General features: G+C 69.4%; 21 protein-coding genes. 1 reads left to right on the forward strand and 20 read right to left on the reverse strand.

Translation table 11 applies throughout. The annotated features are described in order from the left end of the window. Positions 1-11: 11 nt before the first annotated feature. The 8 genes from VAPA_RS14695 to VAPA_RS14730 form a co-directional block, all read right to left on the reverse strand. Positions 12-563, reverse strand: coding sequence for a histidine phosphatase family protein (locus VAPA_RS14695; protein WP_021007562.1), 552 nt, complete (start codon positions 561-563; stop codon positions 12-14). Next, positions 560-1,354 (reverse strand): adenosylcobinamide-GDP ribazoletransferase, encoded by a 795-nt coding sequence (locus VAPA_RS14700; protein ID WP_021007563.1) that lies wholly within the window; start codon positions 1,352-1,354, stop codon positions 560-562. The genes VAPA_RS14695 and VAPA_RS14700 overlap by 4 nt, the downstream gene beginning before the upstream one ends. Positions 1,355-1,358: 4 nt before the next feature. After that, positions 1,359-2,408, reverse strand: a complete 1,050-nt coding sequence (cobT, locus tag VAPA_RS14705) for a nicotinate-nucleotide--dimethylbenzimidazole phosphoribosyltransferase (RefSeq protein ID WP_021007564.1) — start codon at positions 2,406-2,408, stop codon at positions 1,359-1,361. After that, positions 2,405-3,844, reverse strand: coding sequence for a cobyric acid synthase (locus VAPA_RS14710; RefSeq protein WP_021007565.1), 1,440 nt, complete (start codon positions 3,842-3,844; stop codon positions 2,405-2,407). The genes cobT and VAPA_RS14710 overlap by 4 nt, the downstream gene beginning before the upstream one ends. Before the next feature lie 87 nt (positions 3,845-3,931). Beyond that, on the reverse strand, positions 3,932-5,416 hold the full coding sequence (locus tag VAPA_RS14715) for an efflux transporter outer membrane subunit (RefSeq protein WP_021007566.1): 1,485 nt from the start codon (positions 5,414-5,416) through the stop codon (positions 3,932-3,934). A gap of 30 nt (positions 5,417-5,446) precedes the next feature. After that, a complete protein-coding gene (locus tag VAPA_RS14720) occupies positions 5,447-8,725 on the reverse strand; it encodes an efflux RND transporter permease subunit (protein ID WP_021007567.1) in 3,279 nt (1,092 codons plus the stop codon). 40 nt (positions 8,726-8,765) lie between these two features. Next, complete coding sequence (locus VAPA_RS14725; RefSeq protein WP_021007568.1) at positions 8,766-10,016, reverse strand: efflux RND transporter periplasmic adaptor subunit; 1,251 nt, start codon at positions 10,014-10,016, stop codon at positions 8,766-8,768. A gap of 150 nt (positions 10,017-10,166) precedes the next feature. Beyond that, positions 10,167-11,048 (reverse strand): alpha/beta hydrolase, encoded by an 882-nt coding sequence (locus VAPA_RS14730; RefSeq protein ID WP_021007569.1) that lies wholly within the window; start codon positions 11,046-11,048, stop codon positions 10,167-10,169. A 183-nt stretch (positions 11,049-11,231) separates the two neighbouring features. Here VAPA_RS14730 and VAPA_RS14735 point away from each other — a divergent pair, with 183 nt between their 5' ends. Next, positions 11,232-12,146: a LysR family transcriptional regulator gene (locus tag VAPA_RS14735; protein ID WP_021007570.1), complete on the forward strand. Its 915-nt coding sequence runs from the start codon at positions 11,232-11,234 to the stop codon at positions 12,144-12,146. A 17-nt stretch (positions 12,147-12,163) separates the two neighbouring features. Here the strand turns inward: VAPA_RS14735 and VAPA_RS14740 are convergent, their stop codons facing one another. From VAPA_RS14740 to VAPA_RS14795, 12 genes are read right to left on the reverse strand one after another with little or no spacing between them, the layout of a single operon-like run. After that, a complete protein-coding gene (locus tag VAPA_RS14740) occupies positions 12,164-12,640 on the reverse strand; it encodes an OsmC family protein (RefSeq protein WP_021007571.1) in 477 nt (158 codons plus the stop codon). 41 nt (positions 12,641-12,681) lie between these two features. Continuing rightward, complete coding sequence (locus VAPA_RS14745; protein ID WP_021007572.1) at positions 12,682-13,413, reverse strand: LrgB family protein; 732 nt, start codon at positions 13,411-13,413, stop codon at positions 12,682-12,684. Beyond that, positions 13,410-13,763, reverse strand: a complete 354-nt coding sequence (locus VAPA_RS14750; protein ID WP_021007573.1) for a CidA/LrgA family protein — start codon at positions 13,761-13,763, stop codon at positions 13,410-13,412. The genes VAPA_RS14745 and VAPA_RS14750 overlap by 4 nt, the downstream gene beginning before the upstream one ends. A 24-nt stretch (positions 13,764-13,787) precedes the next feature. After that, complete coding sequence (locus VAPA_RS14755; RefSeq protein ID WP_021007574.1) at positions 13,788-14,813, reverse strand: aminotransferase class I/II-fold pyridoxal phosphate-dependent enzyme; 1,026 nt, start codon at positions 14,811-14,813, stop codon at positions 13,788-13,790. Continuing rightward, positions 14,810-15,751, reverse strand: a complete 942-nt coding sequence (cbiB, locus tag VAPA_RS14760; RefSeq protein ID WP_230558874.1) for an adenosylcobinamide-phosphate synthase CbiB — start codon at positions 15,749-15,751, stop codon at positions 14,810-14,812. Before cbiB ends, VAPA_RS14755 begins: the two co-directional genes overlap by 4 nt. Before the next feature lie 4 nt (positions 15,752-15,755). Then, the gene (cobO, locus tag VAPA_RS14765) at positions 15,756-16,325 is read right to left on the reverse strand and encodes a cob(I)yrinic acid a,c-diamide adenosyltransferase (RefSeq protein WP_021007576.1); all 570 of its coding nucleotides are present in this window, start codon (positions 16,323-16,325) and stop codon (positions 15,756-15,758) included. 25 nt (positions 16,326-16,350) lie between these two features. Further along, a complete protein-coding gene (locus tag VAPA_RS14770; protein ID WP_021007577.1) occupies positions 16,351-17,130 on the reverse strand; it encodes an ABC transporter ATP-binding protein in 780 nt (259 codons plus the stop codon). Beyond that, complete coding sequence (locus VAPA_RS14775; RefSeq protein WP_021007578.1) at positions 17,127-18,137, reverse strand: FecCD family ABC transporter permease; 1,011 nt, start codon at positions 18,135-18,137, stop codon at positions 17,127-17,129. The genes VAPA_RS14770 and VAPA_RS14775 overlap by 4 nt, the downstream gene beginning before the upstream one ends. A gap of 14 nt (positions 18,138-18,151) precedes the next feature. Further along, a complete protein-coding gene (locus VAPA_RS14780; RefSeq protein WP_021007579.1) occupies positions 18,152-19,021 on the reverse strand; it encodes an ABC transporter substrate-binding protein in 870 nt (289 codons plus the stop codon). Further along, entirely contained in the window at positions 19,018-19,596 is a 579-nt protein-coding gene (locus VAPA_RS14785; RefSeq protein ID WP_021007580.1) for a bifunctional adenosylcobinamide kinase/adenosylcobinamide-phosphate guanylyltransferase, read from the reverse strand. Before VAPA_RS14785 ends, VAPA_RS14780 begins: the two co-directional genes overlap by 4 nt. Beyond that, a complete protein-coding gene (locus tag VAPA_RS14790; RefSeq protein WP_021007581.1) occupies positions 19,586-20,995 on the reverse strand; it encodes a cobyrinate a,c-diamide synthase in 1,410 nt (469 codons plus the stop codon). Before VAPA_RS14790 ends, VAPA_RS14785 begins: the two co-directional genes overlap by 11 nt. Further along, positions 20,980-22,923 (reverse strand): TonB-dependent receptor domain-containing protein, encoded by a 1,944-nt coding sequence (locus VAPA_RS14795; RefSeq protein ID WP_021007582.1) that lies wholly within the window; start codon positions 22,921-22,923, stop codon positions 20,980-20,982. Before VAPA_RS14795 ends, VAPA_RS14790 begins: the two co-directional genes overlap by 16 nt. Positions 22,924-22,938 lie beyond the last annotated feature (15 nt).

Raw genomic sequence — 22,938 nt, forward strand, 5'->3', positions numbered from 1 at the left:
GCCGCCGCGCATCAGCCGCATTCGATCAGCTGGCACGCCCCGTAGTCAATGGGCGCCGACGGCCATTGCGCGGCGTCGTCGACGCGCCGCACGCCGCGATGCAGCAGTGCCACCGCCCGCATCACGCCCGCGTGCGTGACCCACACCGCATCCTGCTGCGATGCGCGCCATTCGTCGAAGGCCGTGCCGATGCGCTGCATGAAGCAGGCCGTGCTTTCGCCATGCCCGCCCGGGATCCCTTCGGCGAAATTGCAGGTCCACGCGTCGAACTCGGTGCGGGCGATCGACGACCAGGGCCGGCCTTCCCAGGCGCCGAAATCCATCTCGGCCAGTCGCGGGTCGGCGCGCGTGGCAAGGTCCGGACGCAGCCTGCCGATGGCTTGCGCGAGTTCGGCGCAGCGCCGCAGGGGCGAGTGGGCCAGCGCAAGGTCCGCGGGCAGGCGCGAAGCCACCGCATGCGCCACCGCCAGCGTCGCCTCCGCCGGCACGCCCACATCCGCGCTGCCGTAGCAAAGGCCCGGCGCGGCGTCTGTCTGCGCATGGCGCACCAGCCACAGCTTCATGCCTGCCAGGCCAGCGCGAGGTAGATCGCGAGCTCGCACACCTGCTGCGTCGCGCCGAGCCCGTCGCCGGTGAATCCCTGCAGCCGGCGCCGGAACATGCGCGCCATGACCAGCGCCGCAAGAGCGCATGCCACCGCCACGGCCATCGTTCTTCCGGGGCCCTGTGTCAGCAGCACCAGCCCGGCAGCGGGAACCGACCAGAGCCCGCCGACCAGCAAGGCACCACCGCCGATCGCATCGGCCAAGGGCTTGGCCTTGCTTGCGCCGCTGTCGCCCACGTACGGCAGCCAGCGGATCAGGAACAGCGGCGCCAGCCGCGAAAGCACATGCGCGCCGACGATGGCACCAGCCACCGCCTGCGCGCCCTGCCCCGCCATCGACGCAAGCAGCGCGGCCTTGAGGCCGAGCGCCAGCACCAGCGCAATGGCGCCGAAGGCACCGATGCGCGAGTCCTTCATGATCTCGAGCGCGCGGCTGCGGTCGGCCGAACCGCCCAGGCCGTCGGCCACGTCGGCCAGTCCGTCTTCATGGAAAGCGCCGGTGAGCAGGACCGTTGCGGCCATGCTCAGCAGCGCCGCGGCGAGCGCACCGGCCACGCCCGGCAAGCCTTGCAGCGCGAGCACGAAAACAGCCGCGCCCACGCCACCCACGAGCCATCCCACGCCGGGAAAATGCGCCGCGCTTGCGCGCAGCATCTGCGGGCTGAAGCCGATCCATTCGGCGAGCCGGCCGGTCACCGGCACGCGCGTGAAGAACTGCAGCGCCAGCAGGTAGTGGCGGACACCGTTCATGGGTTCAACTGTCCTTGCGCGACACGCCGGCGGCTTCGAAGCTGGCCATCTCGCGCAGGATGCGGCAGGCCGATTCGAGCAGCGGCCAGGCCAGCGCGCCGCCCGAGCCTTCGCCAAGGCGCAGGTCCAGGTTCAGCAAGGGCTTGAGCCCGAGGTGCTTCAGCAACAGCGCATGCCCGGGCTCCGCCGAACTGTGCGCGGCCACGCAGCGCTGCGCCACGTGCGGCTGCAGCGCCTGCGCAACGAGCACAGCGGCGCTGGCGATGAAGCCATCGACCACGATCACGCGCCGCTCCTGCGCCGCCTGCAATACCGCGCCAACCAGGGTGGCGATTTCGAACCCGCCGAACGCAGCCAGCGCGTCGAGCGGTGCCACCGCCGATGCGTGCAGCGCCAGCACCTCGCGCAGCACCCCCCGCTTGCGCGCGAGTCCCGCGGCGTCGAGGCCGGTGCCGGAGCCGGTGCAGCCGTCGATGTCCAGCCCCGCGAGCCGCGCAAGCAGCAGCGCCGCGGCCGAGCTGTTGCCGATGCCCATTTCGCCGAGCAGCAAGGCATTGCCCGGCAGCGCGCGCACCACCTCGCGCCCGTTGGCGATGGCTTGTGCGCACTGCGCTGGCGTCATGGCGGGGCCAATCGACGCATCGGCTGTGCCAGCGGCGATCCGTCGCGACACCAGCCCCGGCCGGGCCTGGAAGTCGCGCCGCACGCCGCAGTCGACCACGGTGAGCGCCAGCCCGTGCTGGCGCGCCAGCACGCTGACGGCCGCGCCGCCGGCCAGGAAGTTCTCGACCATCTGCCAGGTCACGTCGCTCGGAAAGGCCGAGACGCCGTGCGCCGCCAGGCCATGGTCGGCCGCGCACACCAGCATTTGCGGTGCTTCGAGCACTGGCGTTTCGCTGCCCAGGACGAGGCCGATCCGCAAGGCCAGGCTCTCGAGCCGGCCCAGCGCGCCAAGTGGCTTGGTCTTGTTGTCGAGCGCCGCCTGCAGGCGCGCCGCAAGGGCGCCGTCGTGGATATCGGAAATGGAAGGAATGGTCTGGTTGTCGTCGGTCATGCGATCAGGCCCTGCAGTACGCCGGCCTCGAAGTGGGTGTCTATGAAATCGGCCAGGCCGTCGAAGGTGGCGTCGAGCGTGGGTGCCGCGGCGCCGAAGAGTGCGTGGAGCGCGGCCGCGTCCTCGAACAGGCCGTGCAGGTAGAGGCCCAGCACGTTGCCGCGCGCGTTCTGCCAGGCCAGGCCCTCGGGCATCACGGCACGGCCGTCCTGCGCCATCTGCGGGTGGATGGCGGTCTGGCCGTGATGGATTTCGTAGCCGGTCACCGGCACGTTCGAGAGCGAAGCCCATGCGCCGCCCAGCTGGCCGAAGACTGCCGCCCTGTGGCGCACCGTCTTTTCGCGCTCGAACACCGTCACCAGCGGCAGCAGGCCCAGGCCCGGCGCATTGCCGTCGATGCCGTGCGGATCGACCAGCGCCTCGCCCAGCATCTGCAGGCCGCCGCAGACGCCCAGTACGGCGCCGCCGCCGGCCGCGTGCGCGGCGATGGCGCGGTCCAGGCCCTGCGCGCGCAGCCATGCGAGGTCGCCGCTGGTGTGCTTGGAGCCGGGCAGCACGATCCAGTCGGCGCCGGCCACATCCGCCGGCGTGCGCGCCCAGACCAGGCGGACGCCCGGCACTTTCTTGAGTGGCTGGAACTCGTCGAGATTGCTGATGCGCGGATAGGCCACAACGGCCACCGTGCGCGTGACCGGCCCGCTGGCATGGCCTCGATCATCGAACACGCCGTCTTCCTCGGGCAGGCCGTGCTCCCGCCACATCGGCAGCGTGGCGACGGTCGCGATGCCGGTCAGCGCCTGCAATTGCTGCGGCGCCGGCGCCAGCAGCGAGGCGTCGCCGCGGAACTTGTTGAGCACGAAGCCGCGCAGCAGCGCACGGTCGCTCTCGGGCATCAATGCCCAGGTGCCGTACAGATGCGCGAAGGCGCCGCCGCGGTCGATGTCGGTCACCAGCAGGCAGCGCGCATCCGCATGGCGGGCCACGCGCAGGTTGACGATGTCGCTGGCCATCAGGTTGATCTCGGCCGGCGAGCCGGCGCCTTCGATCACCACCACGTCGTTCTCGGCGCGCAGCGCGTCGAGCGCCTTTGCAATCTGCGGCCAGACGCGCTCGCTGCGGCCGCGCCATGGCATGGCCGTGAGCTCCGCGCTCACCTGCCCCATCAGCACCACCTGGCTGTGGGTGTCGCGCTCGGGCTTGAGCAGCAGCGGGTTCATGCGCACGTCGGGCACGGCACGGGCGGCCAATGCCTGGAAATACTGCGCGCTGCCGATTTCGCCGCCGTCGACCACGCGGGCGTTGTTGCTCATGTTCTGCGCCTTGAAGGGCGCCACCTTGAGGCCCTGGCGCGCGTACCAGCGGCACAGCGCGGCGGTCAGCCAGCTCTTGCCGGCGCCACTGGTCGTGCCGAGAATCATCACGCATCGGGTTGTCATGCGGCTATTGTCCGTTGTCGCCGCAGCCCTCTTCCGGCAGCCGCGAAGAGGCAAAGAAAAAGGGGCTTGCGCCCCTTGGTGTTTCTTTCAGCGTGCCGCGGTTTTTACCGCCGCTGTTCCGCCAGGCTGCACCTGCGCCGTGGCGGCCGGCGCTTCCCAGCCGCCGCCAATGGCGCGGATCAGCCCCACGGCCGCCTGGTACTGTGCCGACTTCACCTGCAGCGCCTGGCGCCGGTTGCGCAGCTCGCTGCGGCGGGCGTCGAGCAGGTCGAGCTGGCTGATGTAGCCGTTGCGGTAGCGCGTGTCCGACAGGCTGGTCGCGCGCTGGGCCGAGGTGACGGCCTGTGCCTGCACCACCGACTGCTCCTGCAGGATGCGGATGGCGGCGAGCTGGTCTTCGACCTCCTGGAACGCCACCAGCACCTGGTTGCGGTAGTTCGCGAGCGCGCCGTCGAGCTGGGCGTTGGCGCCCTGCACGCCGGCTTCGCGGCGGCCGCCGTCGAAGATCGGCAGCGAGAGCAGCGCACCCACGCCCCACGAGCGGGCCGACCACTTGAACAGGTCGCCGATTTCGGGCGATGCGTAGCCGGCCGCGCCGGTCAGCGAGATGTCCGGGAACCAGGCCGCCTGCGCCACGCCGACACGAGCCTGCGCCGACAGCACCGCGTTCTGCGCGGCCGAGACGTCCGGGCGGCGCGTCAGCACCGTGGCCGGCACGCCGGGCGGCACGGACGGCAGCGCGGTGGCCCAGTCGTCGGTGCGCAGGCCGAAGCTCGAGGCCGAATCGCCCACCAGCACCGCGAGCGCATGCTCGACTTGGGCGCGCTGCCGGTCGAGCGCAAGCGCATCCGACTCGGTGGACGAGACCTCGGTCTGCACGCGCGCCACGTCGAGCTCGGCGATGTCGCCGGCCTGCTGGCGGCGCTGCGAGAGCCGCAGCGTGTCGCGGTAGGCCTCGACCTGTTCGCGCACCAGCGCGCGCTCGGCGTCGAGCGCGCGCAGTTGCAGGTAGGTCTGGGCCACCTCGGCCTGCACCGCGAGGCGCGTGCTTTGCAGCAGGGCCTCGCGGCTCTGCGCGTCGAGCTTGGCCGCATTGCTTGCGCCCGAGAGGCGGCCGAACAGGTCGACCTCGTACGAGAACGTGGCGCCGATGTTGGTCATGGTGGCCGGCCTGGTGCTGGCCGTGGCCTTGTCGAGGCCCGCGCCACGGTTGGCGCCCGCGCCCAGGCCGATCTGCGGCATGCGGTCGGCGTTGGCGCTGCGCGCCAGCGCGCGGGCCTCGGCCAGCCGCGCCGCCGCGGCCTGGATGTTGTTGTTGTTGACGTCGGCCTTCTCGACCAGCGCATTGAGCACCGGGTCGTTGAACGCCAGCCACCAGGCGCCGCGCGCCTGCGCTTCGGAGGGCACGGCCCGCGTCCAGCCCGCAGGCGGGGCGGCGCCCTGCTCCTTGAACTGGGCGGTGGTCTGGATCTCCGGCAGGCCGGAGGGCACGGTCGCGCAGCCGGCCAGCGCCAGGCCCGCCACCAGCGGCAACAAAGCGTTGCGGACCCAAGGTTGAAATGCGAATTTCATGATGAACTTTCTTCTTGATCGACCATGCAATCAGTCGTGCGAAGGACGCGGCGAGGCCGGCACAGGATGCAGCCCGCCACCGCCGGAGCCGCCGCCGTGCGACGAGGGTGCCGAGGCGACCGGATGGCCCGCCGAGACAAACTCCTCGCCATGCGGCACTTCGCCATGCAGCTTGAGCGGCCGGTTGCCCGCCAGGCGGCGCAGCAGCACATAGAACACCGGCGTCAGGAACAGGCCGAAGGCCGTCACGCCGATCATCCCGGCGAACACCGCCACGCCCATGGCCTTGCGCATCTCCGAACCCGCGCCGGTCGACAGCACGAGCGGCAGCACACCCATCACGAAGGCCAGCGAGGTCATCAGGATCGGGCGCAGGCGCAGGCGGCTGGCTTCGATCGCGGCTTGTATGGGCGTTCTGCCGGCGAACTCGAGCTCCCGGGCGAACTCCACGATCAGGATCGCGTTCTTCGCACTCAGCCCCACCAGCACGATCAGTCCGATCTGCGTGAAGACGTTGTTGTCACCCCCCGATATCCATACGCCCGTCATTGCGGCCAGGATGCCCATGGGCACGATCAGGATGATGGCGATCGGCAGCGTCAGGCTCTCGTACTGCGCGGCCAGCACCAGGAACACCAGCAGGATGGCCAGCGGGAACACCAGGAAGGCGGAGTTGCCGGCCAGAATTTCCTGGTAGGTCAGCTCGGTCCACTCGAAGCTCACGCCCTTGGGCAGCGTCTCGGCCGCGATCTTGGTGATCACGTCCTGCGCCTGGCCCGACGAATAACCGGGGGCGGGGCCGCCGTTGATGTCGGCCGCGAGGTAGCCGTTGTAGCGCATGGCGCGTTCCGGCCCGAAGGTCGAATTCACCTTCATCAGCGCGGACAGCGGCACCATCTCGCCCGTGGTCGAGCGCACCTTCAGCATGCCCACGTCTTCGGCGCGGGCGCGGTAAGGCGCATCGGCCTGCACGCGCACGCTGTAGGTGCGGCCGAACTTGTTGAAGTCGTTCGCATACAGGCTGCCGAGATAGATCTGCATGGTGTCGAAGATGTCCGTCACGGGCACGCCGAGCTGGCGCGCCTTGGTGCGGTCGATGTCGGCATACAGCTGCGGCACGTTGACCTGCCAGCTCGTGAACATGCCCGTGAGTTCGGGCGCGGCATAGGCCTTGGCCATGAAGGCCTTTACCGCCGCGTCCATCTGGTCGTAGCCGACCGAGGCGCGGTCTTCGATCTGCAGCTTGAAGCCGCCCGTGGTGCCCAGGCCCGCCACCGGCGGCGGCGGGAACATCACGATGAACGCGTCCTGGATGCTGGCAAACGCGCCGTTGAGCTGCCCCGCCACCGCACCGCCACTCTGGTCGGCGCGCTTGCGCTGGTCGAAGGGCTTGAGCGTGGCGAACACGATGCCCGAATTCGAGCTGTTGGTGAAGCCGTTGATCGAGAGGCCCGGAAAGGCGATGGCGTCTTCCACGTTCGGGTTCTTCTTCATGATCTCGCCCATGCGCTGGATCACCTCGTCGGTGCGGTCGAGCGTGGCGCCGTCGGGCAGCTGGGCAAAGCCGATCAGGTATTGCTTGTCCTGCGCCGGCACGAAGCCGCTGGGCACCGCCTTGAAGAGGCCGAAGGTCACGCCGATCAGCGCGAGGTAGATCACCAGCATCAGCGTCTTGCGCGAGATCACGCTCTTGACGCCGCCGCTGTAGGCTTCCGAACCACGGCTGAAGAGCCTGTTGAAGCCGCGGAACAGCCAGCCGAAGACCTTGTCCATGCCGCGGGTCAGCGCGTCCTTGGGCTGGTCGTGGCCGCGCAGCAGCAGTGCGGCGAGCGCGGGCGACAGCGTGAGCGAGTTGATGGCAGAGATCACCGTCGAGATCGCGATGGTCACCGCGAACTGGCGATAGAACTGGCCCGTGAGGCCGCTGATGAAGGCCAGCGGCACGAACACGGCCACCAGCACCAGCGCAATCGCGATGATGGGCCCGGACACTTCGCGCATTGCCCGATAAGTGGCTTCACGCGGCGTCAAACCCGCCTCGATGTTCCGCTCGACGTTCTCCACCACCACGATGGCGTCATCCACCACGATGCCGATCGCCAGCACCAGCCCGAACAGGCTCAGCGCATTGATCGAGAAACCCAGGATGTGCAGCACCGCGAAGGTGCCGATCACCGACACCGGCACGGCCAGCAGCGGAATGATGGAAGCGCGCCACGTCTGCAGGAACAGGATCACGACCAGCACCACCAGCATGATGGCTTCGAGCAGCGTGTGGATCACCGATTCGATCGACGCGCGCACGAACTGCGTCGGGTCGTAGGCGATGCGGTATTCCAGGCCTTCGGGCATGTTCTTGTTGAGCTCGGCCATCGTCTTGCGTACGTTGGACGAGATGTCGAGCGCGTTGGAGCCCGGTGCCTGGAACACGCCCATGCCGACGGCCGGGTCGTTGTTCAGGAGCGAACGCAGCGAGTAGTCGGCAGCGCCCATCTCGAGGCGGCCGATGTCGCGCAGCCGGGTCACGGCGCCGTCGGTGCCGCTCTTGACGATGATGTCGCCGAATTCTTCCTCGCTCTGCAGGCGCCCTTGCGCATTGATCGAGAGCTGCATGTCCACGCCCGACAGGCCCGGCGAAGCGCCGACCACGCCGGCCGCGGCCTGCACGTTCTGGCCGCGGATCGCAGCCACCACGTCGCTGGCCGACAGGCCGCGCTGCGCGACCTTTTGCGGATCGAGCCAGACGCGCATCGAGTAGTCGCCGCCGCCGAAGATCTGCACCTGGCCCACGCCTTCGATGCGCGCGAGCGGGTCCTTCACGTTCAGCACCGCGTAGTTGCGCAGGTAGTTGATGTCGTAGCGGTTGTTCGGCGAGACGAGGTGGACCACCATCGTCAGGTCAGGGGCGCTCTTGACGGTCGTGATGCCGAGGCGGCGCACTTCTTCCGGCAGGCGCGGCTCGGCTTGCGAGACGCGGTTCTGCACCAGCTGCTGTGCCTTGTCGGGATCGGTGCCCAGGCGGAAGGTGACGGTGAGCGTGAGCACGCCGTCGGTCGTTGCCTGGCTGCCCATGTAGAGCATGCCTTCGACACCGTTGATCTGCTCTTCGAGCGGCGTGGCCACCGTTTCGGCGATCACCTTCGGGTTGGCGCCCGGGTACTGGGCGCGCACCACCACCGAGGGCGGCGCGACTTCCGGGTACTCCGAGATCGGCAGCCCGCGCAGCGCGATCAGGCCGGCTATCAGTATCAATAGCGACAGCACGCCGGCAAAGATCGGCCGGTCGATGAAGAATTTAGAGAGATTCATGTTGTTTCTCCGGCGAGCGCCAAGGCGCTCCCCTCCGAGTTCAGGACTTCGCGGCTTCCGCGACGCGTTCCGGTTGTTGTTGCTTCGTGTCGGCCTTGGCGTCCATCGTCACCGTCTGCGGCGCCACCAGCGCACCGGGGCGGATGTGCTGCAGGCCGTTGACCACGACGCGGTCGCCCACCTTCAGGCCCTTGCTCACGACACGCAGGCCGTTGATCGATGCGCCGAGCGCCACTTCGCGATAGACGGCCTTGTTGTCGTCGCCCACGACCATCACGAACTTCTTGTTCTGGTCGGTGCCGATGGCGCGCTCGCTCACCAGCAGCGCGGTGTCGCTGCGCGCCTGGCCCATGCGGATGCGGGCGAACTGGCCGGGAATGAGGCTGCCGTCCTTGTTGTCGAAGGAGGCCCGCACACGCACGGTGCCGCTGCGCGCGTCGACCTGGTTGTCGATCAGCTGCAGCTTGCCGGTGAAGGGCGTGCCCTCGAGGCCGGCGGTGCCCATCTGCACGGGAATGCTCTCGATCTGGCCGCGGGCGCTGGCGCCGCTCGGCAGATCCTTCAGGGCGCGCGTGATCACCTGCTCGTCGGCGTCGAAGCTCGCATAGATCGGGCTCACCGACACCAGCGTGGTCAGCACCGGCGCGCCGGGGCCGGCAGCCACCAGGTTGCCCATCGTCACTTCGAGCTTGCCGATGCGGCCCGCGACCGGCGCCCGCACCTGGGTGTAGCCCAGGTTCAGCCGCGCCGACTGCAGCGACGCTTGCGCGGCGCGCAGGTTGGCTTCGGCTTCACGCGCGGCGTTCACGCGCTCGTCGTATTCGCGCTGGGCGATGGCCTGCTGGTCCCACAGGCGCTTGGCGCGCTCCTGCTCGCTGCGGCTGAAGGCCTGGCGGGCCTGGGCCGAGGCCACCTGCGCTTCGGCGCGCTCCACTTCGGCTGCGTATGGCGCGGGGTCGATGGTGATCAGCAGGTCGCCCTGCTTCACCAGTGCGCCTTCGCGGAAGTGCACCGACTGCACGGCGCCCGCCACGCGGGAACGCACGTCGACACGTTGCACCGCCTCGAGCCGGCCCGAGAACTCGTCCCAGGCATTGATCTCGCTCGAAGCCACGGTGGCCACCGAGACCGGCGTGCCCTGCTGCGCCGCGGCCGGTGCCGTGGCCTCGGCCTTGAAGCTGTGCATGCCGAGCACCGCGGCGGCCACCGCCAGCAGCGCGGTGAGGCCGGTCACTGCGGGCCACAGGCCCTTGCGGGCGGCGGAAGAAAGGTTTTGCTTGTTGTTCGACATGATGGTTCGTCCTTCTCGATGACTTCTTGGGATGCAACAGGCCATCCCGGCGCTTTTGGCGCCAGGAGGCGGAACTCGAAAATGACCGGGGTTACCGGTGGGCCGAGGGGCGGCGTCGCGTCGTCAGCAGGGCTGCCGCGACCGGCCCGCCTAGCTGGGCTTGGGTGCTACCGGAGGCGGCGTGGTGGCACTGAAAAACTCGCGGAAATGCTGCTGCACGCTGGCTTCGCAGGTCTTGCAACCCGAGGGCTCGGGGTCGTACAGCGCCTTGGGCCAGTTGGCGGCACCGGGCAGGACGCTGCTGGTGACGTCGATGCCGGCCGCGCGCAGGCGCCCGGCAAAAGTCATCGCCTCGTCGCGCATGGCATCGTCGGGACCCACCAGCACCAGGGCCGGCGCCAGGGACGACAGCCGCAGCGATCCGCTCGGCACCGCGTAGGGGTGCATCGCGTTCGACGGGCAGCTCAGGTACTTTTCCCAACCCGTGGCCCAGCGGCATTCGGCGGAGTCGTTGGTGGCCTTGCGCAGCGATGCCGTGCCCGCGCACGGATCGAGCATGGGCGACAGCAGGATCTGCCCGGCCAGCGGCGGATGCGCCCGGTCGCGGGCGATCAGCGCCACCCCGGCGGCCAGGTTGCCGCCGGCCTCTTCGCCGGCCAGGTACACCCGGGCGCCCTTGCCGCCGAGCTTCACGCGCTGCTTGTAGAGCCATTCGAGCGCGGCATAACCCACTTCGATAGGCTCTGGGAAAGGCGATTCGGGCGCCAGCGGATAGTCCACCGACACCACCACCGCGCCCGCGCCGGCCAGCAGCCGCGCCACGTTGCGTCCGTTGTCCAGGTTGCCGCAGATGAAGGTGCCGCCGTGGAAATGCAGCACCAGCGGCACCGTTTCACCCCGCGGGCGCAGCCCGTAGACCCGGGCGCCCACGGGCTCCCGGCCGGGCAGCTCGATCGAAAGATCGGCTTCCACGCCTTGCGCCGCGGCGAGAGCAGCGGCTTCGGCAGAGCGGGACGATGGACGGGGTGACATGGAGGCAACCTCAGGAGGATTGGCGATAGTCGAAATATAAGGCGGCCAGTGTGGCGTTAAACAGGCAAGCTGCCCCTACTCTGTTTCCAAACAGCTAACAATCCAGGAAACGCCGGGGATTGCCGCCTTGTGTGAGAATCCGCGTCCTCTCGGCAATGGCCGGGCTCCCAGGAACAGTCATCAATGGATCAAATCCAGGCAATGCGGATCTTTGTTCGCGTGGTGGAAGCGGGCACGTTCACCCGGGCCGCGGACTCGCTCGCCCTGCCCAAGGGAACGGTCACCAAGCAGATCCAGGCGCTGGAATCGCGCCTGCGGGTGAAGCTGCTCAACCGCACCACGCGGCGAGTGACCGTGACGCCGGACGGCGCGGCCTACTACGAGCGCGCGGCGCGCCTGCTGAACGACTTCGACGACATCGAAGCGAGCATGACCAACGCGCAGGCCAATCCCACGGGGCGCCTGCGCATCGATATAGGCACCTCGGTGGCGCGGCTGATCATCCTGCCCGCGCTGGCCACCTTCTGCGACCGCTACCCCGAGATCCAGGTCGACCTGGGCGTGAGCGACCGCACGGTCGACCTCATCAGCGACAACGTCGACTGCGTGATCCGGGCCGGCGAACTGAGCGACCAGTCGCTGGTGGCCCGCCGCATCGGCACCCTACACTTCGTGACCGTGGCGTCGCCCGCCTACGTCAAGCGCTACGGCATTCCGCAGCATCCGAACGACATCGAGAAGCGGCACCACGTGGTGAGCTACTTCTCGGGCAGCACGCGGCGCACCTACCCGCACGAGTTCAGGAAAGGCGACGAATACATCGAGCTCAACGGCCCCTACCGCGTGTCGGTCAACGAGAGCAACGCGCACATCACGGCGGTGCTCGGCGGCTTCGGCATTTCGCAGTGCATCACTTTCATGGCCGAACCGCTGCTGGAAAGCGGCGAACTGGTCGAGGTGCTGCCCGACTGGCAGCGCGAGCCGCTGCCGATCCACGTGGTCTATCCGCCCAACCGGCACCTGAGCGCGAAGGTGCGGGCGTTCGTGGACTGGGCTGCGGAGCTGTTTGCGAAGAATCCGCGGCTGCAGCGGCGCTGAAGTCCGCCTGACGCTCCTTAACCGGCCGGAGCGAACACCGGCTCGCAACGCACCTCGGTCTTCACCGAGTTGGCAATGAAGCACTCTTCGTGCGCCCGGTGGTGCATGTGCTCGACCTGCTCGCGCGTGGGCAGGTTCGCGCCCGAGAACACGACCTCGGGCCGGAGCGTGACCACCGTCATCGCGAGCCTGCCTTCGGCGTTCTTTTCCATGATGCCGCTCGCCGCATCGAAGTAGCGATCGACGTTGAACTTGCGCTTCATTGCCATGGTGAGGAACCACAGCATGTGGCAGCTCGACAGCGAAGCGACGAAGGCTTCCTCGGGATCGACCGCCGCTGCATCGGAAAACGGCAGCGGCACCACGTGCGGCGACGAAGAGCCGGGCACTTCCGCGCCGCCATCGAAGCGCAGCGAATGCCTTCTGCTGTAGGTGTTGCCGAGGAAGTCCTGGTCGCCTCGCTGCCAGAGGATTTCTGCGGTGTACTGGGCCATGCCTTGCTCTCCAGAGCCAAAAGAGGAGGCGCCATTCTGCGTCAGAAGAAGCTCGACAGCTTGATCAGCAACGGCACCAGCAGTGCCGTCGCGATGCCGTTCAGCCCCAGCGCCAGCGCAGAGAAAGCACCCGCCGTTTCGTTCACCTGGATGGCTCGCGCGGTGCCGATGCCGTGCGCCGCCATACCGACGGCAAAGCCGCGCACCGCGGGTTCCCTGATGCGCAGCAGATTCAGCAGGCCGGTCGCCATGATGGCGCCGGAGATGCCCGCCACGGCGGCGGCCACCGCGGCCAGCGACGGCAGCCCGCCGATCTTCTCGGCCACGCCCATCGCGATCGGCATGGTGGCCGACTTGGGCGCGAGCGACATCAGCAGCTCGTGCGATCCGCCCAGCGCCCATGCAATGCCGATGGCCGACACGATGGCCGCCACCGAGCCCACCAGCAGCGCCACGCCAATCGGCAGCCACAGGCGCCGCAGCCGCCCGAGCTGGCCATACAGCGGCACGGCCAGCGCCACGGTGGCCGGCCCGATCAGGAAGTGCACGAACTTGGCGCCTTCGAAATACGTGTCGTAGGGCGTGCGCGTGATGAGCAGCACGCCCACGATGGCGATCACCGAGACCAGCACCGGATTGACCGCCGGGTTGGCACCGCTGCGCCTGTGCAGCCACAGCGCGCCCAGATAGGCCAGCAGCGTGAGCGACAGCCACAGCAGCGGCGACTGCGCAAGGAAGACCCAGATATCGGACAGCTTCGCGGGCGGGGTCATTCCGCATCCTTGCCGGTGATGCGGATCATCCAGTGCAAGGTGAGCGCGGTCACGGCCATGGTGAAGGCCGCACCCACGATGCCGGCCGCAAGGAACGGAAGCCATTCGCGCCCTACCCGTTCGAAATGCAGCATGACGCCGGTCACTGCGGGAATGAACAGCAGCATGAGGTTGCGCAGCAGATGGCCCGAGGTCTCGCTCAAAGCATCGGGCACGCCGCCGCGCACGAGCAGCACGATGAACAGCAGCAGCATGCCGATCAGCGGGCCGGGAATCGGTAGCCCCAGCCACTGCACGAGCAGTTCACCGGCCAGCTGGCAAAGAAAGAGCGTGGTGATGGCGTAGAGCATGCGGATGTCCTGCGGTATTGACTTTCAGTGTTCGGCCGAGGCCGCTGCGCGCGTCCAGGCCTCTTTCAGCGCCTGCTGGCTTTGCGGCGGCAGCACGCCGAGCCGCACGTGGCCCGGCAGGCCGAATGATGCACAGTCGCGCAGTTTGATGCCTTCGGCGCGCAGCCGGGCGGCCCGCTGCGGGTAGGGCGCATCGGTGCGCGCGCAGAAAAAATTGGCATCGCTCGGCAGGCACTGCCATCCCATCGATTCGCAAAGGGCGCGCTGCTGCGCTTTCCATGTGCGCAAGGTGTGCAGGCTTCGAGCGAGCCAGGCTTGCGCTTCGTTGCCGATCCAGGTCTCGAGCAGCGCCACGCCGTGTGCGCCCACCGGCCACGAGGGGGCCAGCCGCTCGAGGCGCTGCCTCAGCGGCGCGGCGGCATCGCCTTCGGGTGCGATGGCATAGGCGGCGCGAATGCCGGTGAGTCCCATCGCCTTGTTCGGCGTCCACAGCTGCCAGACGCGATCGCGCTGCGCCGCGTCGAGCGATGCCGCACCTTCGAGACGCAGCGGTTCGTAGGCCAGGTCGAGCACGCAGGTGCCGGCGGACTTGGCGTGCAGCGCGAGGTCGGCCTCAGCCCGGCCCAGCGGGCTCGACGGCTCGCAGCACCAGTGCAGAGCCGCCTCGCCGTGCGGCTCTGGCGGCCGCAGCACCTGCAAACCCCAGGCCAACGCCGCACGCTCGTAGTCGCCATAGCTGTGCGCCGGCAGCAAGACCTGCCGGCCGCCGCCCTGCGCAACGGCGGCGCTGATGCGGTGAATGAATTCGCTGGCACTCGCCGCGATCACGATGCGTTCGGCAGCCACACCGTGAAAGGCCGCCAATGCGCGGCGCAGCGCCGTGTAGCCCGGATCCGGATAGTGGGCCGCATCGGCTGTGCGCAGCGCGGCAAGAACCACCGGGCATGAGCCCGTGGCGTTGCCGTTGGTCGAGAAATCGTGCCAGGCGGTGCCGACCTCGTCGGGGCCGCCATGCAGCACGGCGGTGGTTGTCGTGTGTTCCGGTGTCATGCCCAAACCGTTGCCGCGAAGATGGCCAATGATGCACAGACCGCCAGCGCCACCGCGGCCCTGTCGCCCCACCCCGCCGCGCGCTGCGTGTCGGCCGCTTCGGCTGGCCGCCCTTCGGCATTCAAGGCATAGACGCCGGGCTTGGCAAGCCGCACGCCGAGCAGCAATGCCATCGCCGCCATCGGCCAGCCGCTGTTGGGCGACGGCGTGCGCCGCGCCTCGCGTGCCACGCCCAACGGCCACCGCCATGCCGCGAGCGCAAGCAGCACCGCCGTGAGCCGTGCCGGCAGCCACGAGAGCACGTCGTCGGCGCGCGCGGCCCACTTGCCGAACCAGCTCCAGTCGCGGCCGTTGCGCTCGCCGCGATAGCCCCACATCGCATCGGCCGTGTTGGCGAAGCGATAGACCGCCGCGCCCGGCAGGCCCAGCAGCACGAACCAGAACAGCGGTGCCACGAGCGAATCGTTGAGGTTCTCGGCCAGCGACTCGATCACGCTTTCGCGCACCTCGCGCTCGCCGAGCGCGCAGACATCGCGGCTCACCAGCCGGGCGAGCTGCGCGCGGCCCGCTTCCAGCGACACGGCCAGCGCCGCCTCGACCGCGAGCACCTCGACGCGTAGCATGCGCCATGCGAAGAGAGGCTTCAGCGCAAGGCCCAGCACCAAAGCGGTCGCCCAGCCGGGCAGCCATTGCGTTGCGCTTCCCTCCAATGCCAACGCCAGTACGCCAACCAGCATCGCGCCCACGCCCCAGGCCAGCGCCCCGGCCAGGAGCAGCGGCAGATCGCGGGGCTTCGCATCGGCTGCCAGCGGCGCCATGCGGGAGCCGATCCAGCCGAGATAGCGCCCCATCCACACCACGGGATGCCAACGCGCGGCAGGTTCGCCCAGCCAGCGGTCGATGGCCAAGGCAAGCCACAGCGCCGCAACGGCGGGCACCAACTCAGTCCTCGATGCCGCGCTGCGCGGGAATGCCGGCCTTGAATGCGTGCTTGACCATGGCCATCTCGGTCACGGTGTCGGCCAGCTCGACGATCTCGGGCGGGCAGCGCCGGCCGGTGAGCACCACGTGCACGTGCTTGGGCCGTGCGCGCAGCGTTTCGAGCACGCCTTCGAGCGGCAGCCAGCCGTAGATCAGCGGATAGGTGATCTCGTCCAGCACCACCAGGAAGAACTCGCCGGAAAGAATGGCCGCCCTGGCTTTTTCCCAGCCGTCGCGCGCCAGTTGGGCCGAGCGTTCGAGGTCCTGGCTCTTCCAGCTGAAGCCGTCGCCCAGGCCCTCGATCGGAATGCCGATCTGCTCGAACATGCGGTGCTCGCCGAAACGCGCCGAAGGCACCTTCATGAACTGGTAGATCTTCACCGCCTTGCCGCGGCCGTGCGCGCGCAGCGCCAGGCCGAAGGCCGCGGTGCTCTTGCCCTTGCCGTCGCCGGTGTTGACGATGACAAGGCCGCGGCGTTCGCCTTCGGCCTTGTCGTACGGCTTCTCGCTGGGGGGAGTTTCGATTTGCATGATGCGGGCTCCGTGTTGATGTTCGTCAGTTCGGCAGTGCGATCCACTGGTCGGCCACGCGGTGCACGCGGATGCGGTGGTCGAACACCTGTTCGAGCGCGGCGTGGGTGGCCGGGTCGCTGCTGCCGCCGTGGTGCACCACGCGGCCGTGGTTCATCACCACCAGCTCGTCGGCGGCCAGTGCCATCGGGAGTTCGTGCAGCACGCTGACCACGGTGCGACCCTGGGCCACCAGGGCGCGCGTGGTCTGCATCCAGTCGGCCTGGTGCGGAGGATCGAGGTTGGCGAGCGGCTCGTCCATCAGCAGCAGCTCGGCCTCGACCGCGAGCGCGCGCGCCAGCAGTACGCGCTGGCGTTCGCCGCCCGAGAGCTGGCCGAGCGGCCGTTCGCGCCAATCCCAGGCCTGGGTGCTGCGCAGCGCGCGCTCCACCGCCTCGCGGTCGGCGGTGCTCGGCGCTGCGAGCCAGCGCTGGTGCGGCAGGCGGCCGAGCATGGCGATGTCGTAGACCATCAGGTCGTCGGCGCTGCCCTCGCCCGCCGCGCCGCTCTGGCCCAGCCACGAAAGGCGCTGCGCGCGAATGCGGCCCGGCACCTTGGCCGATGCTTCGCCAAAAAGAAAGACTTCGCCGCGGTGCGCGAGCAGGCCCGCAAGCGCCTTGAGCAGGGTCGACTTGCCCGCCCCATTCGGCCCGACCACGCTGGTCCAGCGCGCGGCCCCGAGTTTCAGGTCGATGCCGTGCAGCACCTCGATGTTGCCGAGCGTGGCGCTCAGCCCGCGTGCTTCGAGTGCGGGGATCTGGCTCATGCCACGCCACCCCGCGCGCTGCGCCTGTGCATCAGCCACAGCAGGTAGCTGCCGCCGAGCACGGCCGTGAGCACGCCCACGGGCAGTTCCTGCGGCGCAATGAGCCAGCGCGCCAGCAGGTCAGCGGCCATCAGCAGCAGGCCGCCCATGGCCGCCGACAGCACGATCAGCCCGGCGTGCGTGGTCTTGACCACAGAACGCACGAGGTGCGGCGCAGCCAGGCCCACGAAGGCGATCAGGCCGGTCTGCGCCACGGCCGCGCCGGTGGCCAGTGCGAGCACCACCACCAGCGTGGCGCGCATGGCACCCAGCGGCAGGCCCAGGCTGCGGGCCGTCGCTTCCCCGAGCGCAAGACCGTCGAGCACCGGCGCGAGCGCCCACCCCAGCAGCAGGCACGCCGCACCGACCGCGGCCATCACCGCGCATGCGCTCCAGCCGACCAGGCCGGTGCTGCCCAGGATGAAGCCCTGGATGGCCTGCAGGATGTCGGCCGAGGCGATGGTGATCAGGTCCTTGGCGGCGCCGAGCACCACGCCGACGATCACGCCCGCGAGCAACAGCCGCAGCGTCTGCTGCACGCCGCGCGCGAGCACCAGCGTGAGCATCACCGCGAGCACCGCCCCCACGAAGGCCGCGCCGGTGAGCCCCAGGCGCATCGCCCATTGCGTGCTGGCGGCCGAGCCGCCGAACAGCAGCAGCGCCACCGCCACGCCGAGCGAAGCCCCCGAGGCGCTGCCGAGCAGATAGGGATCGGCCAGCGGATTGCGGAACAGCCCCTGCGCCACCGAACCCGCGAGCCCGAGCAAGGCGCCCGCGAGCCAGGCGCCCAGCGTGCGCGGCAGCCGGATGTCCCAGACGATCCGCAGCGCCACCGGATCACTCCATGCCGCCAGCAGGCTTTCGAAGCCGGTGCTGCCGATGCCCAGGCCGAGCACCGCCAGCGCGCCGCCCAGCACCAGCAAGGCGATGCCGAAGAACCAGACGCGGCGCTGATGGCGTGTGTGCATGAGGTTGCCGCGGCTCAGCCGGCCTTCTCCGCGATGCAGCGCGCCATCAGCCGTGCGGCCTCGTCCATGCGCGGGCCGGGGCGCACGAGCACGTCCGACTGCGCGGCGTCGAAGCGGCAGATCCGGCCCTCGCGCACCGCGCGGATGCCGCTCCAGCCCGGCCGCTGCTCCATGCCCGGCGCGCTGCGCACGCTGACCATGATGAGATCGGGATTGGCGCGCACCACGTATTCGGGGTTGAGCTTGGGAAAAGGCCCGAGCGAAGCCGGCACGATGTTCTTCATGCCCAGCCGCGTGAGCGTTTCGCCGATGAACGACGACTCGCCGGCCGCATAGGGCGCGCTGTTGACCTCGAAATAGACGCGCTGCCCCTTCGCACTGGCCGGCAGCGACTGTGCCGCGGCCGATACGCTGGCATCGATCACGCGCCAGATGTTCGGAGCCTCGTGGGTGCCGAGCACCTGGTCGAGCTTGTCGAGCACGCGCCGCACGTCGGCATGGCTCTTGGGTTCGAGCACCAGCACCTTGAGGCCCAGCGCCTCGAGCCGCTGCGTCACGCGCGACGACTTGGCGAGCAGCACCGCATCGGGCCGCAGCGCCACGATGGCTTCGACATTGGGATCGAGGCCCCCGCCCAGCTGCGGCAAGGCGCGCACCGCGCTCGGCGAGTTGGAATAGTTGTCGACGCCCACGAGGCGGGAACACGCACCGAGCGCGCAGACCCCTTCGGTCAGCGACGGCAGCAGAGTGACGATGCGCTGCGGCGGCTGCGGCAGACTCACCGTCACGCCGCGCTCGTCGACCACGTCGACGGCGTGCGCGGCCAGCGCACAGAGGCCGAGGGCAAGGGCCGTGAAAAAAGATCGAATCCAGTGCTTTGTCATGCGGCGGGTGCCTTCAGAGTCAGCGGCAACCCGGCCGCCATCAGCGTGACGCGGCCGCAAGCGGCCGCCACGTCCTGGTTCATGCGGCCCAGCGCATCGACGAAGGCCCGCGTTTCGCGGCCGAGCGGAATCACGCCCAGGCCGATCTCGTTGCCGACCAGCACCACGGGCCCGCGCGCTTCGCGCAGCGCAACGAGCAGCATGGCGGCGTGCGCCGCGGGCGTGCGCGTGACCGGCCGCGCGGCCTCGGAGCGCAGCGGCATCAGCAGGTTGGTGAGCCAGAGCGTGAGGCAGTCGACCACCACCAGCGTCTCGGGCGAACTCTGGGTGACGATGGCGCGCGCCAGCTCGACCGGCTCTTCCACAGTTCGCATGGCGGGCACGCGCAGGGCGCGGTCGGCCTGGTGGCGCACGATGCGCTCCTGCATCTCGTCGTCATGGGCCTGGGCGGTGGCAATCAGCACGGCGCGCCGCGTTGCGGGCGCTTCGGCCAGCCAGTCGACGGCGCGCAGTTCGGCACGGCGCGACTTGCCGCTCTTCTGGCCACCGAGGATGAATTCGTGCTCAACGGGCATGCGCGTCTACCTCCGGGGTTTCGCGTTCCAGCTCGATCGGCATCGCGCCGAACAGCCTGGCCGTGGCCACGGGGCTGGACGCAAACCACGCGTGGAAATAGCTTGCCCGCACCGGGCCGCGCACATAGAAGGCCTCTCCCGTACGAGCTTCCGCACCCGGCCTGCCGGTGAAGGCCGCCGGTATCAGGGGCGTTTCGCAACTCGAATAGTGAAAGGTGTGCCCGCGCAGGGTGTGGGCGCCAAGCTTGAGCTGCTGCGGCCCGAGGCCAGCCAGCCGCTTGTGCATCGTCACCCGGCCCGGCAGCAGCCCCCAGAGCGAGTGCGCTGCGCCATCGGCCGTTTCCAGTTGCTCGAACAGCGACATCATGCCGCCGCATTCGGCCCATACCGGCTTGCCCGCGGCGACATGCGCGGCCAGCGCCGCACGCAGCGAGCCGCAGGTGGACAGCGCCTTGGCATGCAGCTCGGGGTAGCCGCCGGGCAGCCAGATCGCATCGCATGCGGGCAGCGCATCTCCGGCGAGCGGAGAGAAGAACGCGACCTGCGCACCCAGCGCCGCAAGCACATCGAGGTTGGCCGGATAGATGAAGGCAAAGGCCGCATCGCGCGCGATGGCGATGGTGCGGCCTTCCAGCAAGGGGGCGATGTGCGCCTGCGGCTCGGCCGCAGCAGGCTCGAAACGCACCTGCGGCCATTCATGAAGCAGCCGCTTGCCGATGGGCGTTGCAGCCATCGCGTCGGCGGCCGCATCGAGCCGGGCCATCGCGTCGTCGAGTTCATGCGCGGCGACCAGGCCCAGGTGCCGCTCGGACAGCTCGAAACCGGCGCCGCGCGGCAAGCCGCCGAGCCATTGCGCCGGCTCGCGCAATGCCTCTTTCAGCATGCCGGCATGACGCTCGCCCGCCACGCGGTTGGCCAGCACGCCGGCCCAGGGCAGTGTGGGGCGGAAATTCTGCAACCCATAGGCCAGCGCACCGAAGGTGCCGGCCATGGCCTGCGCATCGATCACGGCCAGCACCGGCAGGCCGAAGCGCTCGGCCAGGTCCGCCGCGCTGGGGCTGCCGTCGAAGAGGCCCATCACGCCTTCGACGATAAGCAGGTCGGCCTCGGCCGCGGCCGCATGCAGCCGCCGGCGGCAATCCGCCTCGCCGGTCATCCAGAGGTCGAGCGAGTGCACCGGCACGCCGCTGGCAAGCGCCAGCCAGTGCGGATCGAGAAAGTCGGGCCCGCACTTGAAGACCCGCACGCGCCGGCCCTGGCGCGCGTGCAGCCGCGCCAGCGCGGCCGTGACCGTGGTCTTGCCCTGCCCCGAAGCCGGCGCCGCCACCAGCACGGCGGCGCAGCTGTGCGCAGCGCTCAATTCGCTGTTGGCGTCGGGTTGGCTTATTGCGGTGTCCACTTCAGGCCGATGTAAGCGTTGCGGCCGCCGGTGGCGTAGCCGCGTGCAAGCGTGTAGTCCTTGTCGCCCACATTGTCGACGCGGGCCACCAGTCCGATGTCGCGCGTGATCTGCGTGCTGGCCACCAGGTTCAGCACGGTATAGCCGCTCAGCGTTCGCGTGTTGGCCGCGTCGTCGAAACGCTTGCTCGACGATTGCAGCTCGGCGCCCAGCGTCCAGCCGGCAATGCGCCAGTCGGCGCCGAGCGTGCCGTGGCGGCGCGCGCGGCGTGCGAGCAGGTGGTCGGTGTCCAGGTCGCGCGGGTCCTGGAAGTCGAGCGATGCGCGCAGCGTCACGTCGCCGATGCGATGGCCGCCCGACAGCGTCACGCCCTGGTAGCGGGCGCGCGCCGTGCTGGCATAGCAGCCGAAGCCGGAGCGGCAGTTGGTGGCCGAGCCGTCGAACACGATCAGGTTGTTGACGCGGTTCTGGTAGACGACGATGCCCGCATGCGTGCCGCCGTCGGTGTACTGCAGGCCAAGCTCGACGTTGCGGCTCGACTCGGGCTTGAGGCTTGCCACGCCGTATTCGCTGAAGCGCTGGTACAGCGTGGGTGCGCGGAAGGCGGTGCCGGCCGAGACGGTGGCGCGCAGCCGCGGCGTGATCGCGTAGCCATAGGCGGCGCTGCCGGTGGTCTTGCCGCCGAATTCGCTGTCGTTGTCATGGCGCACATGCAGCTGGAGCGAATGCGCGCCCTGCACGAAGCCGTAGCCGAGCGAGACCGCATCCTGCGAGCGCTTGCTCGAGAACAGGCCGCTGCTGGTGGTGGGCGCATTCTCGAGCGCGTCTTCGCGGCGCTCGAGCGTGGCCGTCACCAGGTGCGGGCCGAAACGGAATTCGTTCTGGAACAGGTAGCCGCGCAGATTCGTCTCGGTGCGATAGAACGAAGGCTGCGTCTTGTAGACCGACTGCGAATCGGTGACCTGCACGCGCGTGCTGTAGATGTCGTTCCACTTGGCCGACCACGAAAGCCCGGCCGTGCGCAGCGTGTTGCTCGAGATGTCGTTCTTGAACTGGATCGGCGGCCGGGTCCTGAAGCTGACCGGCGGGTCGTAGCCGGCTTCCATGTCGCTGTACAGCAGCGTGGCTTCCAGCCGCTGGTCCGGGGTGAGCTGGTAGCCCAGGCGCAGGTTGCCGGCATTGCTGCGGTAGCCGTCGCGGTCGGGGCTCGTGAAGCCGTCCTTCGAGGGCGTGCGCTTGTCCATCGGCAGCACGTTGAAGCCCCTGCTTTCCTCGTGCGCCACGCCCAGCGAGTAGTCGAAGGCGCCCGACTTCCCGCTCACGCCCGCCTCCGCCTTGCGCAGGCCGTGGCTGCCGAAGCCGATGCCCGCGTAGGGCGCCACGCCCTCCTCGCCGCGCTTCGTGAAGAGCTGGATCACGCCCCCCACGGCATCGGAGCCGTACACCGCGGCAGCCGGGCCGCGCAGCACTTCGATGCGGTCGATCTGCGAGAGCGGAATGCTTTCCCAGCCGGCACCGCCGGTCGATTGCGAATCGACGCGCACGCCGTCGATGTACACGGCCGTGAAGCGCGTCTCGGCGCCGCGGATGTACAGGCTGGTGGTGTTGCCCACGCCGCCGTTGCGCGTGATCTCGATGCCCGGCAGGCGGGCCAGCACGTCGGCCACGCCGACCGCGCCGCTGCGCTCGATGGTCTGGCGGTCGACGACGGACACGTCGCCCACCAGGTCCGACAGGGGCTGCGGCGTGCGGTTGGCCGTGACCACGGTTTCGCCGAGCGCCGGCGCATCCTGCTGGGCATGCGCGATCGAAGGCAACTGAAGCAATGCCATGCCGCCGAAGGCGGAGGCCAGCGCAAGCGGCAGGCAGGCAAGGCGGCGACGGCGCGCAGGAACGCGGCCGAGGGAAAGGGAACCACAGGAAGTCATGAATGGACCGAACGA

It is taken from the genome of Variovorax paradoxus B4 (assembly GCF_000463015.1).
GTDB lineage: Bacteria > Pseudomonadota > Gammaproteobacteria > Burkholderiales > Burkholderiaceae_C > Variovorax > Variovorax paradoxus_E.

Bases quoted from the DNA above. Each gene is read 5' to 3' on its own strand.
- VAPA_RS14695 (WP_021007562.1), bottom strand. From the start codon at position 563: ATGAAGCTGTGGCTGGTGCGCCATGCGCAGACAGACGCCGCGCCGGGC.
- VAPA_RS14700 (WP_021007563.1), bottom strand. From the start codon at position 1,354: ATGAACGGTGTCCGCCACTACCTGCTGGCGCTGCAGTTCTTCACGCGC.
- cobT (WP_021007564.1), bottom strand. From the start codon at position 2,408: ATGACCGACGACAACCAGACCATTCCTTCCATTTCCGATATCCACGAC.
- VAPA_RS14710 (WP_021007565.1), bottom strand. From the start codon at position 3,844: ATGACAACCCGATGCGTGATGATTCTCGGCACGACCAGTGGCGCCGGC.
- VAPA_RS14715 (WP_021007566.1), bottom strand. From the start codon at position 5,416: ATGAAATTCGCATTTCAACCTTGGGTCCGCAACGCTTTGTTGCCGCTG.
- VAPA_RS14720 (WP_021007567.1), bottom strand. From the start codon at position 8,725: ATGAATCTCTCTAAATTCTTCATCGACCGGCCGATCTTTGCCGGCGTG.
- VAPA_RS14725 (WP_021007568.1), bottom strand. From the start codon at position 10,016: ATGTCGAACAACAAGCAAAACCTTTCTTCCGCCGCCCGCAAGGGCCTG.
- VAPA_RS14730 (WP_021007569.1), bottom strand. From the start codon at position 11,048: ATGTCACCCCGTCCATCGTCCCGCTCTGCCGAAGCCGCTGCTCTCGCC.
- VAPA_RS14735 (WP_021007570.1), top strand. From the start codon at position 11,232: ATGGATCAAATCCAGGCAATGCGGATCTTTGTTCGCGTGGTGGAAGCG.
- VAPA_RS14740 (WP_021007571.1), bottom strand. From the start codon at position 12,640: ATGGCCCAGTACACCGCAGAAATCCTCTGGCAGCGAGGCGACCAGGAC.
- VAPA_RS14745 (WP_021007572.1), bottom strand. From the start codon at position 13,413: ATGACCCCGCCCGCGAAGCTGTCCGATATCTGGGTCTTCCTTGCGCAG.
- VAPA_RS14750 (WP_021007573.1), bottom strand. From the start codon at position 13,763: ATGCTCTACGCCATCACCACGCTCTTTCTTTGCCAGCTGGCCGGTGAA.
- VAPA_RS14755 (WP_021007574.1), bottom strand. From the start codon at position 14,813: ATGACACCGGAACACACGACAACCACCGCCGTGCTGCATGGCGGCCCC.
- cobO (WP_021007576.1), bottom strand. From the start codon at position 16,325: ATGCAAATCGAAACTCCCCCCAGCGAGAAGCCGTACGACAAGGCCGAA.
- VAPA_RS14770 (WP_021007577.1), bottom strand. From the start codon at position 17,130: ATGAGCCAGATCCCCGCACTCGAAGCACGCGGGCTGAGCGCCACGCTC.
- VAPA_RS14775 (WP_021007578.1), bottom strand. From the start codon at position 18,137: ATGCACACACGCCATCAGCGCCGCGTCTGGTTCTTCGGCATCGCCTTG.
- VAPA_RS14780 (WP_021007579.1), bottom strand. From the start codon at position 19,021: ATGACAAAGCACTGGATTCGATCTTTTTTCACGGCCCTTGCCCTCGGC.
- VAPA_RS14785 (WP_021007580.1), bottom strand. From the start codon at position 19,596: ATGCCCGTTGAGCACGAATTCATCCTCGGTGGCCAGAAGAGCGGCAAG.
- VAPA_RS14795 (WP_021007582.1), bottom strand. From the start codon at position 22,923: ATGACTTCCTGTGGTTCCCTTTCCCTCGGCCGCGTTCCTGCGCGCCGT.